Source organism: Rhizobium sp. CIAT894 (genome assembly GCF_000172795.2).
Taxonomy (GTDB): Bacteria; Pseudomonadota; Alphaproteobacteria; order Rhizobiales; family Rhizobiaceae; genus Rhizobium.
Genome location: NZ_CP020947.1, coordinates 3,245,605 through 3,261,226, shown reverse-complemented (window position 1 = coordinate 3,261,226; position 15,622 = coordinate 3,245,605). Strand labels below are relative to the sequence as shown.

At 62.0% G+C, this 15,622-nt stretch carries 13 protein-coding genes; 4 read left to right on the top strand and 9 right to left on the bottom strand.

What is annotated here, in order from left to right:
• Positions 1-188: 188 nt before the first annotated feature.
• Positions 189-1,088, top strand: coding sequence for a DMT family transporter (locus RHEC894_RS16185; RefSeq protein ID WP_085738033.1), 900 nt, complete (start codon positions 189-191; stop codon positions 1,086-1,088).
• Positions 1,089-1,434: 346 nt separating this feature from the next.
• Here the strand turns inward: RHEC894_RS16185 and RHEC894_RS16180 are convergent, their stop codons facing one another.
• The 6 genes from RHEC894_RS16180 to RHEC894_RS16155 form a co-directional block, all read right to left on the bottom strand.
• On the bottom strand, positions 1,435-2,643 hold the full coding sequence (locus RHEC894_RS16180) for an MFS transporter (RefSeq protein ID WP_085738032.1): 1,209 nt from the start codon (positions 2,641-2,643) through the stop codon (positions 1,435-1,437).
• A gap of 58 nt (positions 2,644-2,701) precedes the next feature.
• A complete protein-coding gene (locus RHEC894_RS16175) occupies positions 2,702-3,691 on the bottom strand; it encodes an AraC family transcriptional regulator (RefSeq protein WP_085738031.1) in 990 nt (329 codons plus the stop codon).
• A 200-nt stretch (positions 3,692-3,891) separates the two neighbouring features.
• Positions 3,892-5,646, bottom strand: coding sequence for a DEAD/DEAH box helicase (locus tag RHEC894_RS16170; RefSeq protein ID WP_085738030.1), 1,755 nt, complete (start codon positions 5,644-5,646; stop codon positions 3,892-3,894).
• Positions 5,647-5,894: 248 nt separating this feature from the next.
• A complete protein-coding gene (locus tag RHEC894_RS16165) occupies positions 5,895-7,010 on the bottom strand; it encodes a DNA alkylation repair protein (protein ID WP_085738029.1) in 1,116 nt (371 codons plus the stop codon).
• A 14-nt stretch (positions 7,011-7,024) separates the two neighbouring features.
• Complete coding sequence (locus RHEC894_RS16160; RefSeq protein ID WP_085738028.1) at positions 7,025-7,948, bottom strand: hypothetical protein; 924 nt, start codon at positions 7,946-7,948, stop codon at positions 7,025-7,027.
• A gap of 244 nt (positions 7,949-8,192) precedes the next feature.
• Positions 8,193-8,501, bottom strand: a complete 309-nt coding sequence (locus tag RHEC894_RS16155; protein ID WP_085738027.1) for a hypothetical protein — start codon at positions 8,499-8,501, stop codon at positions 8,193-8,195.
• Positions 8,502-8,830: 329 nt separating this feature from the next.
• Here RHEC894_RS16155 and RHEC894_RS16150 point away from each other — a divergent pair, with 329 nt between their 5' ends.
• On the top strand, positions 8,831-12,226 hold the full coding sequence (locus tag RHEC894_RS16150; RefSeq protein ID WP_085738026.1) for a response regulator: 3,396 nt from the start codon (positions 8,831-8,833) through the stop codon (positions 12,224-12,226).
• Here the strand turns inward: RHEC894_RS16150 and RHEC894_RS16145 are convergent.
• The 3 genes from RHEC894_RS16145 to mnmD all read right to left on the bottom strand — a co-directional run bounded on the left by RHEC894_RS16145 (position 12,220) and on the right by mnmD (position 13,510).
• On the bottom strand, positions 12,220-12,489 hold the full coding sequence (locus tag RHEC894_RS16145; RefSeq protein ID WP_245339473.1) for a type II toxin-antitoxin system RelE/ParE family toxin: 270 nt from the start codon (positions 12,487-12,489) through the stop codon (positions 12,220-12,222). The genes RHEC894_RS16150 and RHEC894_RS16145 overlap by 7 nt on opposite strands.
• Complete coding sequence (locus tag RHEC894_RS16140) at positions 12,461-12,709, bottom strand: type II toxin-antitoxin system ParD family antitoxin (protein WP_010069463.1); 249 nt, start codon at positions 12,707-12,709, stop codon at positions 12,461-12,463. The genes RHEC894_RS16145 and RHEC894_RS16140 overlap by 29 nt, the downstream gene beginning before the upstream one ends.
• Positions 12,710-12,781: 72 nt before the next feature.
• Entirely contained in the window at positions 12,782-13,510 is a 729-nt protein-coding gene (gene mnmD / locus RHEC894_RS16135) for a tRNA (5-methylaminomethyl-2-thiouridine)(34)-methyltransferase MnmD (protein ID WP_010069464.1), read from the bottom strand.
• Here mnmD and RHEC894_RS16130 point away from each other — a divergent pair.
• Together RHEC894_RS16130 and RHEC894_RS16125 are read left to right on the top strand one after the other, a co-directional pair.
• Positions 13,509-14,687: an FAD-binding oxidoreductase gene (locus RHEC894_RS16130; RefSeq protein ID WP_085738025.1), complete on the top strand. Its 1,179-nt coding sequence runs from the start codon at positions 13,509-13,511 to the stop codon at positions 14,685-14,687. The two genes, mnmD and RHEC894_RS16130, sit on opposite strands and share 2 nt — an antisense overlap.
• 114 nt (positions 14,688-14,801) lie before the next feature.
• Entirely contained in the window at positions 14,802-15,509 is a 708-nt protein-coding gene (locus tag RHEC894_RS16125; RefSeq protein ID WP_010069466.1) for a DUF1045 domain-containing protein, read from the top strand.
• The last annotated feature ends 113 nt before the right edge of the window (positions 15,510-15,622 follow it).

Below are 15,622 nucleotides of genomic sequence, written 5' to 3'. Positions count from 1 at the left end.
CGGCGATCCTTCTTGGCCATGGCATGGCGTCGAGCTGTCGATAGGCTCGTCCACCAAAAGTATCATCTTCAGCATGTCCGTCGTCCCCACCATCAGCGAAATTTCAAATAAGCATCAACGCTTCGCCTTTGACTGTGACCGCCCGGTGCAGCTATCAGCACGGCAACTCCTTTCTTCCGAGCTGCCCCATGACCCTGGACCGCCTTGCCCCCGCTCTCTTCGTTCTGCTCTGGTCCACGGGCTGGGTGGTGGCGAAATATGCGGCGCTGCATTCCGAGCCCTTCACCTTTCTTTCGATACGTTATGGGCTGTCGGCCTTGGCATTCCTGGCGCTCTGCGTGGTGATGCGGGCGCAATGGCCGACAAGCCGGGTGACGTGGCTGCGCGCCATCTATTCCGGCTTTTTCCTGCATGGCTTCTATCTCGCTGGCCTGTGGTGGGCGATCGCCAATGGCGTGCCGGCCGGCATATCGGGAATCATTGCAGCACTGCAGCCGCTGATGACGGCAATGGCGGCTCCCTTTCTCGTCGGCGAGCGGTTGCAGCAAACACAGAAATTCGGCCTTGCGCTCGGCTTCATCGGCATTGCCATCGCCATCTCGCCGAAGCTCATCGATCCGGCGACATCAGATCTCGGGCATGCCGTTCTGCCGCTGGCGGTCAACCTCGTAGCCATGGGCTCCGTCACCTACGGCACACTCTATCAGAAGAAACACCTGCAATCCGGCGACCTCAGGACCATCGCGACGCTGCAATATGTCGGGGCGCTGATCCTCACCCTGCCGCTGTCGCTGATCTTCGAGCACCAGCATTTCGATGGCGCCGCGCGGGCCTATGCCGCGCTCGCCTGGTCGGTCTTCGGCCTGTCGATGGGCGGTGTCGGGCTGCTGCTCTATCTCATCCGCCGGGGGCAGGTCTCGCGTGCGGCCTCGCTGATCTATCTGATGCCGCCGGCCGTCGCGCTCGAGGCCTTCATCGCCTTCGGCGAGCCGCTGACCCTGCCGTTGATTTTGGGCACGGCGATCGTGGTCACGGGTGTCTACATGACAAACCGCAGGGTCGTTCAGCAGGTGCCCGCGAACGTATAGGCCGACGGCCGCGCCAAGGCCGGCCGCCGGACGAGGAGCGTCCCTTCGTAGACGCAATCGGCGACGGCTACCGGTGCCGCTAAGAAAGTTTTCTTTCCCGGTGACATTCCACTCTTGCCGCTAGAACAGGATGATTGAAGGGCGGGTCGGCCTTACATCTGAATCCTGTTCTAAATTAAAGAGTTAGAGCATGATGTCGCCCGAAACCGCTCACACTTTTCGGCAGCATGCTCTAGTCACCGAACCTCGGACGGAACGCATTGGAGGTCGCCGACGATTGTCGGTGACCTGTTATCCGGAGCATCTTCAGTTCGACTGTGCGTGATCCGCAGGCAAGAAGCAACGATCAGTTGCGGGGCTGCAGCAACGCCAAGGCAATCGTCGACGCGGCTAGGAGCGCCGTCACAGTCAATGGTCCCACGGCGCCGTAGTGGTCGACGATATAGCCGCCAAAAACCGCGCCGATACTGATGGCCACCTGAAAAGAGACGACCATCAGGCTACCCGCCGCCTCCAGAGCGTCGGGGGCTGCGCGGGAAAGATTGGTCGGCAGCACGACCGGCGCCATTCCGAAGGCAAAGCCCCAAAGTGCGACGAGGGCGAACGCAATGCCGGTATGGGCGCCCCAAAGCACCAGAGCGAGCGCTGCAACCGTCATCAGCGCGGCGGTGACAGCGAGTGCCAGCCGGATACTGGCATCGGCCATTCGGCCACCGGCAACATTGCCGATCACGGAGGCGATGCCAAATCCGAGCAGTGCCAGGGCGATTGATCGGGTATCAAGGAGGGTTACCTGTTCGAGGAAAGGACGCACATAAACCGACCCGGCAAAATGCCCGGTCATCAGCAAAAGGATGGCAAGCATTCCCAGTTGAATACCGCCCCGTCGTGTCAGCCGGAAAACGTCAGCGATACTGTTGCTTGTGCTTGCAGGGAGCGTCGGCAAGCTGAGCAGTTGCAGCAGCATGGCAAGCGCGGCAAGCCCGGCTGTCATCGCCATGGCGCTGCGCCATCCCAGCCAATCGCTGATCAAAGCACCCATTGATGGTGCAGCTATCGTGGCGAGCGAAACGCCGAGGGTGACGATAGCCATGCCCCGACCTGTCGCGTTGGCGCCGACCAGCCTCGCCACGACGGCTACTGAAAGCGCCCAAAAGCCGCTAAGCGCGATGCCCAACCCGGCCCGGCCCAACAACAACAGCCAAAAATCAGTCGCCAATGATGCCAGAATATTGGAGCCGATCGCCAGCGCGCTGAGGCTGACCAGCACGGTTTTGCGGTTCAGTCGGCCGATGAGGACGTTGCTCAATAAGGCCGCCACGGCGCCGACAGAAGCGGTGGCGGTGACGACTTGTCCGGCCGTTCCCTCGGAAATGCCGAGATCGCGCGCCATCGGCGTCAACAGGCCCGCCGGCAGGAACTCAGCGGACACCAGCGCAAAGCTGGTGGCTGCCATCGAAACAACGGCAAACCAGGTCGCCGTGTTCCACGCGGATGGTTCATCCGTCTCCAGGCCAATTGCGACCCCGTCGAACTGTGATGTTGAGTCCGTCATTGAACTATCTCCTATGTTCGGAGATTTGATAGACGAAGTTTTCAGGATGATATGTGTCTTAAAATCCGAAATCCATATCCATTCGTCCGGAACTTGTGCGGCGCACAATCCCCGGTGAAACGTTGGTGACGCGTTTGAAGGCGCGCGCGAAAGACGCCTCGGACTCGTAGCCCAGCCGGGAAGCAACTTCCGCGATCGACATGCCGCTTTGACCCAACAAATCGCGGGCAAGCTGCATACGCAGACGGACGAGGTAATGTGCCGCGCCTTCTCCCAAGATAGCGCTGAAGCGCTCGGCGAAGATCGAGCGCGACTGGCCAGCCACACCAGCGAGGCTTTCGAGGGTCCAGTTATGGCCGGGGTCCCGGTGCATGGCCGCCAATACACGACCGATATGAGGATCCCGGATGGCGGCGAGCCAGCCGGTGGTCGAAGCTCCGCTGCAATTGACCCAGCAGCGGATAAGCCGCGCCGCGAGCAAGTCCGCCATTCGCGATAGCACGGTCGCGCTTCCCATTTGGGGCTGTGTCGCTTCCGCTGACATGGCGGCCAGAAGGGGGCCAACGATCGGGTCATTGCCGGCCACATCGCAGCCCTTGATGATTGGCGGCATCAGAGCAATCAAGGGGTGAAGCGCATGCGCGCCCAAAGCCATGGAACCGCAGAAGAGGGTGCTATTCGCCCCCATTCCCTCCCGCACGACATCGCAGACATTGCTCCCCACCCTTGTTATCTGACAGCTTTTAAGCGAATCTCCTTCAACATCCGGCGCGCTGGCCAACCGATGTGCGATGCCTTGAGGCAGCAGAACCAGATCGCCATCATTCAACTCCTGCCATCCTTCGACTTCGGTATGGATCCAGCACGGACCTTGGCTGACGAAGTGGAAACGAAGCAGCTGTTGTTGCGGAAAGGCGATGCTCCACGGATGCCTGAGCTCGCAGCGGCCATAGTTGACCCCGCTCAAGCGAAAGTCTTGCAGGACTTCGCTCAGGGCATCCATTGGGATAGTTGACGGCGACAACGGCCGGGACGGATGGTCAAGCATTTAGCCAATTTAGGTCTCGAGCGTCCGACATTCAAGCGAATGTGCCCGTCTCGATGTAAGGGCGAAGGACCGGCTGGGCCCCGGACTGCCGTTGCGATGTTGCCACCACAAAGAGGAAGGCCGGAGCACCTGTCAGATGCTCCGGCCTCCCAACGTATAAGACCGGAGATATTCGGCCTTTCCTTTAAATCAATCGACGCTCAGGCGCGTTCGCGACGTTGGCCACCGCCATTGCGGGAGCCGGAGCCGCCGCGGCGGTTGCCGCCATTGCCGTCGCGGCGCTGTTCGCCGCCCTGGGCCTGCTGCGGACCGCGGTCCTCGCCGTGCTTGCGGGCGGGGCGGCCGTGGGCGTGGCGGCCGTTGCCGCGGTGATGACCGCTCGGTTCGCCATTGGCGTGATGGCCATTGGGGCCGTTATGCGCAGGGCGCTGCGGCTTTGCCGGGCGGAAGTCGGAGGTCGAGACCAGATCGTTATCGGGGCCAATATTCGGGGTGGACTCGCCGCGGCGCTGGCCGCGGAAATCCTCGTTGCGGCTTGTACGCTCGGGACGCGGACGGCGTTCGCGGCGTTCTTCGCCGCCGGCGCGCACCTCGTTGCCTTCGCCGTCACGGCGTGGGCGGCGTTCCTGGCGGCTGCCGCGATGTTCCGAACGGTTCTGATCGCCACGGCCTTCGCCGCGGCCCTGACCTTCGCGACGTTCCCCGCCACCGCGATTGCGGTTGTTGCCATTGCCATTGCCGTTGCCGCGGCGCGGGCCGCCGGCGCCGATCTGTGCCGGCGGTTCGCCGCTTGCGACCGTGATGTCGATGCCCATCAGGCGCTCGATATCGCGCAGCAGCCTGGCTTCATCGGGGGCGCAGAAGGCAATCGCGATGCCGTCGCGGCCGGCGCGCGCCGTGCGGCCGATGCGATGGACGTAGGCGTCCGGCACTTCGGGCAGGTCGTAGTTGTAGACGTGGCTGACGGCCGGGATATCGATGCCACGGGCGGCGACGTCGGTCGCGATCAGCGTCTTGATGCTGCCGTCGCGGAAAGCCTTCAGCGCCCGCTCGCGCTGACCCTGGCTCTTGTTGCCGTGGATCGAGGCGACCGAATAACCGATATTGTCGAGGTGCTTCATCAGCTTCTCCGCACCATGCTTGGTGCGCAGGAAGACGATGGCGCGGCCGTCGGGATTTTCGGTCAGCGACTTGCGGAGCAGTTCCGTCTTGTCGTTCTTGCCGGCGACGAAATGCACGTACTGCTCGACCTTATCGGCAGCCTTGCCGGGAGGCGTGACTTCGACCTTGACGGGATCGACGAGATATTCGCCGGCGAGATCGGCGATCGCCTTCGGCATGGTGGCCGAAAACAGCATGGTCTGGCGCTTCTTCGGCACGAGCTTGGCGATTTTGCGCAGGTCGTGCACGAAGCCGAGGTCGAGCATCTGGTCGGCCTCGTCGAGCACGAGATAACGCACCGTCGTCAGCGTGATGGCGCGGCGGTTGACGAGATCGAGCAGGCGGCCGGGGGTGGCGACCAGGATGTCGGTGCCCTTTTCGAGCTGCAGTTGCTGCTTGTTGATGGAAACGCCGCCGACGACGACATTGATGCGCAGCGGCGACTTGCGGATGAACTTCTTCAGGTTCTCGGCGATCTGGTTCACCAGCTCGCGGGTCGGCGCCAGGATCAGCGTCCGCGTCGTGCGGTTGTCGGGACGGCGTTCATCGGCGAGCAGCTTTTCGATGAGCGGCAGGCCGAAGGCGGCGGTCTTGCCGGTGCCGGTCTGAGCAAGGCCGATCAGATCGCGGCCCGATATGAGGAGAGGAATGGACTGTTCCTGGATCGGCGTCGGCGTTTCGATGCCGAGCTGGAACAAGGTGGCGACGATCGGCTTGGAGACACCAAGCGATTCAAAATTAGTCAAGGCATAACCTTTCGGGGCGCCACAACGACTAGCGCCGGAACGCACCATGCGATCCGGTTTCATTCTGGCGTCAAGAACCCCGCGTGAAGTGGGAACTTGCAAGTTGGAAAAAGCTTTCCAGCGCTTCTGGCCGCTGATTGGGAGTGCGGCGCTCAATCGAAATGCGCTTTTGTCCCTTCTTCCTGCGTTTCGTATTTTCTAGCAGGGGCACGCTCACGCGGCGGCCGGAAGGGTGAAAGCTGAGCCGCATTTGGGCTAGTTCGCTGGAAAAGTCAAGTGCACTGCACAAAAAGGCATTAGCCCCGGTCGGGCGAGGGCATTCTCAAGATGAAGCTTTCCGATGCGCTTTCGGCGCCGTTGATCAGGATGGCGATGCGGTGTTCGCCGGGATAGTAGCGCCGTGTCGTGATCGGCCGCATGGCGTGGCGGCGCCCGATCGCGTGGCTCTGTCCGGATGCCAGCGTAACCGTTTTGCATTTGAAGACCTTGGGCGAGAGCGAGCCATCGGCCTTCACGTGGTGGATGGCATAGTCGATCATCAGCGCGTGCGCGGTTTCGCCTGAATTGGTCAGGCGGATTTCGAAATCCAGCCCTTCGCCGAACACCACCTCGCCATTCAGAAGGCGCAGCTCGCATGTCAGTGCGGCAGCCGCGCCGAAACCGAAATTTGCAAGCGCCTGCGCGTGGCCTTTCTTGAGCAGCGTGCGAGAGGCATGTTTCAGCAGCCGGCGACGCTCGGCTGATGCACCCTCGATATGGCCGGCGATGAAGGCGGCGACCAGATCCGGGTGATCCTTGGCGATATCGTTCAGGCTGTTGGCGACCGAGCGGCGCACATAATCCTCCGGATCACCCAGCAGCGCGGTCAGGATCGGCAGGATCGGCGCAGGATCTTTCACGAGCCGCGGCAGGCGCATGGCCCAGGGCAGGCGCGGCCGCGTTCCCTCGCTCGCCAGCCGGCGCACATGATGGTCGGGGTCGGTGACCCAGCCGGAGATGATGGCGAGTGCCCGCTGCTGGTCGCGGTGGATGAATTGCCGGATGCCGAATTCGGCGGTGAAATGCGGCGTCAGCGCCTTGAGGAGATCGAGGCCGAGATCGAAATGATAGGGGCCGCGGGCGGCGATGAACTGGTTGACCGGCAACAGCATCCAGCCGGACAGTCCCGGCCTGCCTACGGCAGGCAGGCTTGCCTTCAGGATGTCGGCGGCTTCGGGGAAATCGTGGGGTAGGGTAGCCAATAGCGCATCGCGGATCAGCGCCGAGCGTTCCATCAGTTCCAGCGCCGCGAGACCATCGGTCGCCAGCGCCACGAAACGATCTCTGTCGAAGGAAGGCGCATTGGCGGCGATGCGATCGGCCATATCGCCGACCAGTGCCTCATGCAGCAGGTTCTTGAGTGGTTCCGGCATGCTGGTCCTCTCATCTATCTGGCGGCTGCAAACGGCAAGTTTGGATAGAGCCGCTCAATGACGGCGCACCGCATGGCGATGGCAAGATCGTCGTGAAAGATTCCAAGCGCTTTGGCTGCGTCTTTCGACGTGAGCCACCCGTCGGTCAGACGCCAGCGGCGGAAGAACAGCCAGTCAAGTTCGTTTCGACACATGAACTCTAAACTACTTCTTGCCCGTTCCGGAGTGTCCGATGAGCTTATTATGTTGGCGTTCGGCCCGAATTTAGCGCGCCACTCCTCTACAGCTGCCGCACTTCGCTGCATCTCGGCTGCCACCTGCGCATCGGTGATCGTGACAGATTTGTCCATTTCGGTGCGGATGTCGGCCGGTACCGTAGCGAGAGCTTGCTCAATCGCATCAGAGAAACGGGAATCGGAGGTGAAACTCATTTCCCATTCCCCTGGCCAGTCTCGCCAGAACACGGCTTCAGCAATCTCCGTCCAACAGCCTTCGGCCAGCAGCCCCAATGCCCGAAGGACAGACAAGATCTCGGGTGTTGCGAAAGCGGCGCCAAGGCCGTTTGCAGCGGCGATGTTCGGTGGAGGCGGAGGTGGTTCGCCTATCCGGCAAACGAGCCAGCCGCCGGTCGGTAGGGGCGCGCTGCCATCAGGCCGGCGATAAGAGAGCAACCTTTGTTGTGCCGCCAATCGAAGCACTGAGACGCACAGGTCGTCCCAACGTGGCAATTCGAGAGGTAGCCGAGCATTCTTACGCGGGATTGCGCCCCAATTGGTTTCATCCGCCTGTCCAAGTGCCACCAGAGCTTCACAACCGATCTGATAGGCCGTCAGGGCCATATCGTTCCAACCCTGTTCCCGATCGTCGCGGGGAATGTTTCGGGATAGGAAATCGACGACGTCCGCCGCCCAACCGGCAGCTGGGGTATTCGTGGCCATTCCGTTGCTGCCTCTCTGCACGCTCAAAGTCTGGCAGAATGCTTGAAATGCGATCGATAGCGAAAGCAAGATGCATGAACGCTTCGAGCGGATTCCTAACTGCCTTTGGGTTGTTTAACAGAGTGACGAACAGTTTCGCGCGAAATTGGTGCTCCGATGCGCGACGCTATCGATGCCAATGGGGAAGCTGCCGTTGCAGGTGGACCGGCGCCGCCGGAAGGTCAAGCGGCGCCGGATGGGGTTTCTATTCCGGGCAGACTTTGACGCGGTAGGGGTTGCCCCAATCGTCGTGCCGCCATTCGAGGTGGCAATAGGACGGCCGGTAGTAGGTCCGGTAGACGGGATAGGGGCGATAAATGGGGTAGGCCGGATAGACCGGGTAGGCGGGGCGGGCGGCCTCGGACAGCAGGGCGCCGCCGACGACGCCGGCGGCAAGGCCGCCCCAGAAGGCATCGCGCGGATGAGCATCGGCGGTGGTGGCGGTGGCGAGCGAGGCGCCGGCAAGGGTCAGCGCGATCAGGCCCGTCGCCATGGTCTTATGAAAAACGGACATATGCTATTTCCTTATCTAGACTGGCTTCCGAAAAGCCAAGTCCAGCCTCCGCCCGGATCGCGGCGGCGCGATGGCCGTGCAAGCGCTTCCCGCATTAAATTTTCGTCATGATTTCAACAGGTAGCGGTGTGCCGCGCATGCGGAATCGCCTGTCATAGCGGTGTTTTTCAGTCTCGTGCGGGCTTGGGCTGCCAATGAGACGCATCTTCTGCTTGATGAGACAGTCCGTAAAAATCCCCCGCTGAAATTTATGGTTAAAACCTTATTAAAAGCCTTGGCCTTATAGTCTTTGTAGTTGATATTTCATTCATTGCGGGAGCGACCATTTCTTGAAATCAGCCGGGGACATTCTGGAATTGGCTTGCCGCCGGATCGCCGATCTGGACACCCCGGCCTATGTCAAGAACAGCGAACTGCGCTATGTCGCGGTCAACGAGGCCTATGCGGATTTCCTGGGCTGCGAGATTTCCGATTTCATCGGCCGGCGCAGCCGCGAGCTGTTCGACCGTCCCGAGGAAGAGGAGCGCGAGGACAAGGAGCGCCGGGCGCTGGTGTTCGGCACCGAGGAAAACGCTATCTGCTTCGATGCCGCGGGCCTCGGCCACGAGCGCATCCAGATCGAAAGCTTCTCGCCGTCGCCGGAGCGGATCTATGTGCTCGGCATCTTTGAGGCCCGCGAGCGCCGCGCCGCTACCAACAGGGAGACCGCGGACAGCTCTCGTGGTGTAAACGATTTCGGAGTTGCCGCCGATTTCGCCCAGGTGCGGGCGGCGCTGGAAAAGCTCGACCATCCGATCGGCATCTTTGCGGCAGACGGCCGGCCGCTGATTGTCAACGCCGCCCATCGCAAGGGCGCACGTCCTGCGCCCACCGGCGATTCGGCCTGGGGAGAAAGCGTCAACGAACTCGACGTTTTGCGCACCGTCCTTGAGGATCTGCCGGTGGCGGTCTTCGTGCGCGACGACAGGCATCGCCTGGTCTACGCCAACAAATATTATGACACTTTCAGCGGCCATAGCCGCTCCGAAGTCCTGGGGCTGACCGAATATGAAATGTTCGGGCTGGAAGGTGGTGAAGCGATCTACCAGGAAAACCTGCTGGCGTTGAAGCACGGCACCTCGGTGGAGATCGAGAGCGAAATGCCGAGCAAGAGCGGCCACCTCTATCCCGTCATTTCACGCGTCAACCGCGTCATGACTGGGGATGGACGAACCTATGTCGTCGGCTCCTTTTCCGATATTTCGGCGCTCAAGGAGCGCGAGAAGGCGCTGATTGAATCGCGCAGGCAGGAAGAAATACTGCATCGCGACATCGAGAGCATTCTTCGTTCGTTGCCGGTCGGCGTGCTGATCCTCGATAACGATCACCGGATTCTCTACGTCAACGACGAATTCTACAGCATCTGGGATCTGCCGCTCGACGATCCTTTCGACGGCCGCCCCTTCATCGACGTTATCCGCCGCAATCTGGAGCTTGGACGCTACGACGGCACGCAGACGCCGGAGGAGATCTACGCTTTCCGCAAGCATCTGTTCGAGGCCGAAGCGCCTGAACCGATCGAACTCGGTTGGGCGGGGGGCAAATCCGTCATCTTCGACAGCCGCCGCATCTCCCAGGACCGTATCCTGCTCACCTATGCCGACATCTCGGCGGTGCGCGAGCGGGAAAAGGAAATTCACGAGACTCGCGCCGCGCTCGAGCGGGTCGGCGAGATGATGCGCGATGCGACGCATGCGATGTCGCAAGGCCTTGCCATCGTCCAGGACGGCATCATCAAGATGTCCAACGAGGCAATGGCCGATATCCTGCAGATCCCGCCCGCCTATATCGCAGCCGGGCAGGGCTGGCTCGGCATGTTTGAATTCTGTGCGGCGCGCGGTGATTTCCACGATGCCGCTGCCGAGATCCTGCAGGGCTGGCGCGACAATATCGCCGCCCGGCTGCCGATTTCCACTGTCTTCCATGTCGGCGGCGAGCGCTGGGTGAACATGGACGCAACGGTCAGCGAGGGACAGCATTGGGTGGCGCTCTTTACCGACGTCACCGAGCTCAAGAGCCGCGAGGAGGAGTTGCGGCATCTCTTGTCGCGCGCCGAAGCCGCCGACCGCGCCAAATCCGAATTTCTCGCCAATATGAGCCACGAGATCCGTACGCCGATGAACGGGGTGCTCGGCATGGCGGAGCTGCTTGCCAAGACCAATCTCGACACGCGGCAGAAGACGTTCGTCGACATCATCGTCAAATCGGGCAATGCGCTGCTGACGATCATCAACGACATCCTCGACTTTTCGAAGATCGATGCCGGGCAGATGAAACTGCGCAAAGCCGCCTTCGATATTACCGAAGCGGTGGAGGACGTGGCGACGCTGCTTTCCTCGCATGCGGCCGAGAAGAATATCGAACTGCTGGTGCGCGCCGCACCGGATCTGCCGGCCGCCGTGATCGGCGATGCCGGGCGCTTCCGCCAGATCGTCACCAATCTCGTCGGCAATGCGGTCAAGTTCACCGAACGCGGCCATGTCTTCGTCGATGTCGGCTTCCAGGCGGCCGGGGGCGGCGAGATCATGGCGAGTATTCGCATCGAGGATACCGGGATCGGCATCCCCAGTGAAAAGCTCGAATCGGTCTTCGACAAGTTCTCGCAGGTCGATGCTTCCTCGACCCGGCGACATGAGGGTACGGGTCTCGGGCTTGCGATCACCGCCGGGCTCGTCGATCTTTTCGGCGGCTATCTCAATGTCGAGAGCGAATGGGGCAAGGGTTCGGTCTTCACCGTCAATCTGCCCTTTGCGGTGGCGGCCGCCCGCCTGGAGCCGAAGCCGCTGCCGATCAACGTGCAGGGCGCGCGCATCCTCGTCGTCGACGACAATGAAGTGAACCGGCGCATCCTCACCGAGCAGCTTTCGCTCTGGGGTTTCGACGGTGTTGCCGCCGAGGGCGGCGGCACCGGTCTTGCGATCCTGGAGGCGGCGACCGATCTCGGCGTCACCGTCGATGCCGTCGTGCTCGACTATCATATGCCCGATATGAACGGCGCCGATGTCGCGCGCCGGCTGCGTGCCGATCGCCGCTTCGCCGAGTTGCCGATCATTTTCCTGACGTCGATGGATATTTCGGGGACGGAAAAGGAATTCGCGGCGCTGAACGGTCAGGCGCATCTGATGAAACCGGCGCGCGCCAACGTGCTGCGCAATACCGTCGTCGAAGTGGTGCGCGCCAGCCGCGTCAAGCAGGCTTCCGAAGCCGAGGTCGCCCGGCTGCAGGCCGAAGCGGCGATGCCAGTTCCGGCGCCCGCGCCGGTGCCGCAGCCGCGGGCGGCCGAATTCGTCGACGTGCTGGTCGCCGAGGACAACGAGGTCAACCAGATCGTCTTCACGCAGATCCTGCAGGCAACGGGTCTTTCCTTCCTGGTCGTCGACAATGGCGAGGAGGCGGTCGCCGCCTGGGAGCGGCATACGCCGCGCATCATCATGATGGACGTGTCGATGCCGGTCATGAACGGCCATCAGGCAACCCAAACCATCCGCGAACGCGAAAAGGGGCAGGGGCACCGCGTGCCGATCATCGGCGTCACCGCCCATGCGCTCGAAAGCGATCGCGAGGCCTGCCTCGACGCCGGCATGGACGACTATATGTCGAAGCCGATCAGCCCGGAATTGCTGGAAGAGAAGATCCGGCAATGGCTCGGCAAGGACGAGCAGCAGCCGGGGCGTACGAGCTATTGATGGCTATTTTCGGGAAACAGAATGCTCTCGAAATCCTGAGCGCCATTGAGCACGTGCAGGATCTCGATGCTAACCTCGCTGACGCGATAAAAGATTAGATAATTGCCATAAGGACGGCGGCGAACGCCGGTATGCTCATAGCGCGGTACCAGTGAAAAACCGTTCGGCGTCTCCGCCAGACGCTCACGTCGTTCAACCAGTTCATGAATGAAGCCGGCTGCTCGCTGAGGACGATCACGAACGGCCGCTATATTTAGCAGCAAGGCGGGCGCCGACTTCGCCAATGGGTTTGAGGCGGCCCGCTTCCGCGTCGGCGATCCCCCGGCCGATAGCAAGATCGAGCGCTGTCAGCCGTTTTTCCCGTTCCTCGACAAGCCGGACGCCTTCGCGCAGAACTTCGCTGCGAGTGTGGTAACGCCCGGATTTCACGAGCTCGTTTACATAGTTTTCGAGCTGCTGCCCTAGATTCACGCTGCTTGCCATAAGCGTTCCTTTTGAGAAGGTATGCCATGAAGCGATAACTGTTAGCAACTTCGGTGATGAAAGCGACAAGCCTCAATCGCGGGACGCCCTGACACCGCAGAGCATTTCGCGTTTGCCGGCAAAACCCTGGCGGCGTTCGACGGCAAAGCCTGCGGCGATGAGATTACGGCGCACGAAGCCGGCCGCGGCATAGGTGGCGAAGGTGCCGCCTGGGACAGTCTTTTCGGCGACTTGCCGCATCAGTTCCTCCGACCACATGTCGCTGTTGCGCGAGGGGGCGAAACCGTCGAGATACCAGGCGTCGAAGCCGGGCCGTGCCGCGGTGACGCCTTCGAGCGCCCGTCCGCAGACGACGCTGAGCCGCGTCTGGTCGTCGAGATCGAGCGAGACGGTGTGGGCGGGCGTTTGCGGCCAGGACGCCGTCAACGCCTGGCGTTCGGCATCGATCGCCGGCCAGTGCGAGAGCGCCCGGCCGATTTCTTCGCCGCGCATCGGGTGGAGTTCGAAGGAGATGAAATGCAGGTGCTGGCCTGCCAGGCGGTGCAGTTTCCATTGCCGCCAGGTCTCGGCGAAGTTCAGGCCGGTGCCGAAGCCGAGTTCGCCGATGACGAACTCCCGCCGGCCGTTCCATCGCCCCGGCAGGACGTTGCCGGAGAGGAAGACGTGGCCGCATTCCAGCCGCCCATCGGTCTGGCAATAAAAATGATCGCCAAAGGCGGTGGAATAAGGCATATCGCCGTCGCGCCATTCGAGTGGCTGCGGCGCGCCCGCGCCAATCTGATCGGGGTTCACGTCTGTCATGGGAAAAGCCGATAATCCTCAGCCGGCGTCCGGTCAATCTTCTTGCGATTTGCTGATCGTCGGCGGCGGCATCATGGGCCTCTGGGCGGCCGTCCACGCCGAGCGCCGCGGCATCGATACGCTGATCGCCGATGCCGGCGGATTGGGTGCAGGGGCGAGCGGCGGCCTGCTCGGCGCGCTGATGCCGCATATGCCGGACCGGTGGTCGGAGAAGAAGCAGTTCCAATTTGATGCGCTAGTGTCGCTTGAATCCGAGATTGCCATGCTCGAAGCGGCGACCGGGCTTTCGGCCGGGTATCGCCGTTCGGGACGGCTGATCCCGCTGCCCAAGCCGCATCTCCACAAAATCGCCCGAGGCCATTGCGAAGACGCCGAACGCCATTGGCGGGCTGGCGAGCGCCGCTTCCACTGGCACGTGCTCGACGGTCCCGGTGTAGACGGCTGGATCGGGGCCTCTGCCGGCCAGAGCGGCTTCGTGCACGACACGCTGGCCGGCCGCGTTGCGCCGCGCTCGCTGATCGCGGTGCTCACCGCCTTCCTGCGGCGGGCAAACCATGTGCGCATCATGGAACATGCTGTTGTCGCCGATCTTGATCCGGCTCGCGGTACGGCTGAGACAGGCGGCGAAACCATCACTTTCGGCCGCTGTATCGTCGCCGCCGGCCATCAGTCCTTTCCGTTGCTGCAGGAACTGACGCCGGGGTTGAAACAGCCGCTCGGCCAGCCGGTGAAGGGACAGGCGGCGCTGTTGAAAGCCGATCTCGATCCGGCCCTGCCGACGATCTTTCTCGATGGGCTCTATGTCGTCGCGCATGAGGGCGGGCATGTGGCGATCGGCAGCACCAGCGAGAACCGTTTCGACGATCCGGCTTCGACCGATGCCCAACTCGACGCGCTGATCGCGGCGGCGCGCGGCATCGTGCCAATCCTCCGCGACGCGCCGGTTGTCGAGCGCTGGGCGGGGCTTCGCCCGAAGGCGATCGACCGCGATCCGATGATCGGCCGCCATCCCGACCATCCCAGCCTGATCGCGCTGACCGGCGGCTTCAAGGTCAGCTTCGGGCTCGCACATCGGCTGGCGGAGGCGGCGGTTTGTATCGCAGGCGATGCAGATTGCGGATTTTCGCTGCCGGAAAGTTTTGCGATTTCAAGCCATATCGCCGTCGCTTCACGTTAAACGTGAACTTTCCGGCGCCTCGTTTCGTTATTTTGTCATGCAAATCACCTATCTGCTTGCGCATCGACAGCGCCGGATCGGAATGGCGCTCACTTCCTTGATGGAGGAAATTGCATGCGCTATGCCATTTGCTTCACGCCCCCGGCGAGCGATCCGCTGTCGCTCGTGGCCGCCAACTGGCTTGGCCGAAACGTATTTTCAGGCGATGTGACGGAGCCTCCGGCCGTTCGCGGCCTCGGCATTCACGAGATCGCCTTCCATACGGCCGTGCCGCGGCGCTATGGTTTTCACGGTGTTTTGAAGGCGCCGTTCCACCTGTCTGCCGACATGTCGGAATCTCAACTGCTGCGCGATCTGATGCGGTTCTCCGGAACGGTGCTTCCCTTCCGGATTCCGCGCCTCGAAGTCGCCCGGCTCGGCAATTTCTACAGCCTGCTGCCGAACACACCCTGCGAGCAGATTCAGTATCTCGCCTCGGCGATCGTGCAGGAATTCGACCGTTTTCGCGCGCCGCTCAGCGAAGCCGATATCGAACGCAGCGACCCGGACGGCTTGTCGGCGGCGCAGTTCGCCAATCTGCATCGCTGGGGCAATCCTTATGTGATGGATGAGTTTCGTTTCCACATGCCGGTGACAGGCTCCATCAACGCGATCGACATGCCGCGCATCGAGCCGGCGCTGCGGACGATCTTCGAGCCCGTGCTGAGAGAGCCGGTCATGGTTTCGAATGTGGCGCTGATGATCGAGGAGGGCACCGGCGGCCCCTTCCGCGTCCATTCGCTGCATCCGATGGGCAAGGTCAGCGCGCGCAAGATCGCCTGAATATGCGGACGCGCTAAGGATTTGTTCCATAATGGGAAAATGCTGCTCCGCAGTTTCCGTCTCGACATTCCGGCTGCGGATGATACCGTTCCCCGTCTTTTTAGAAGGTGATT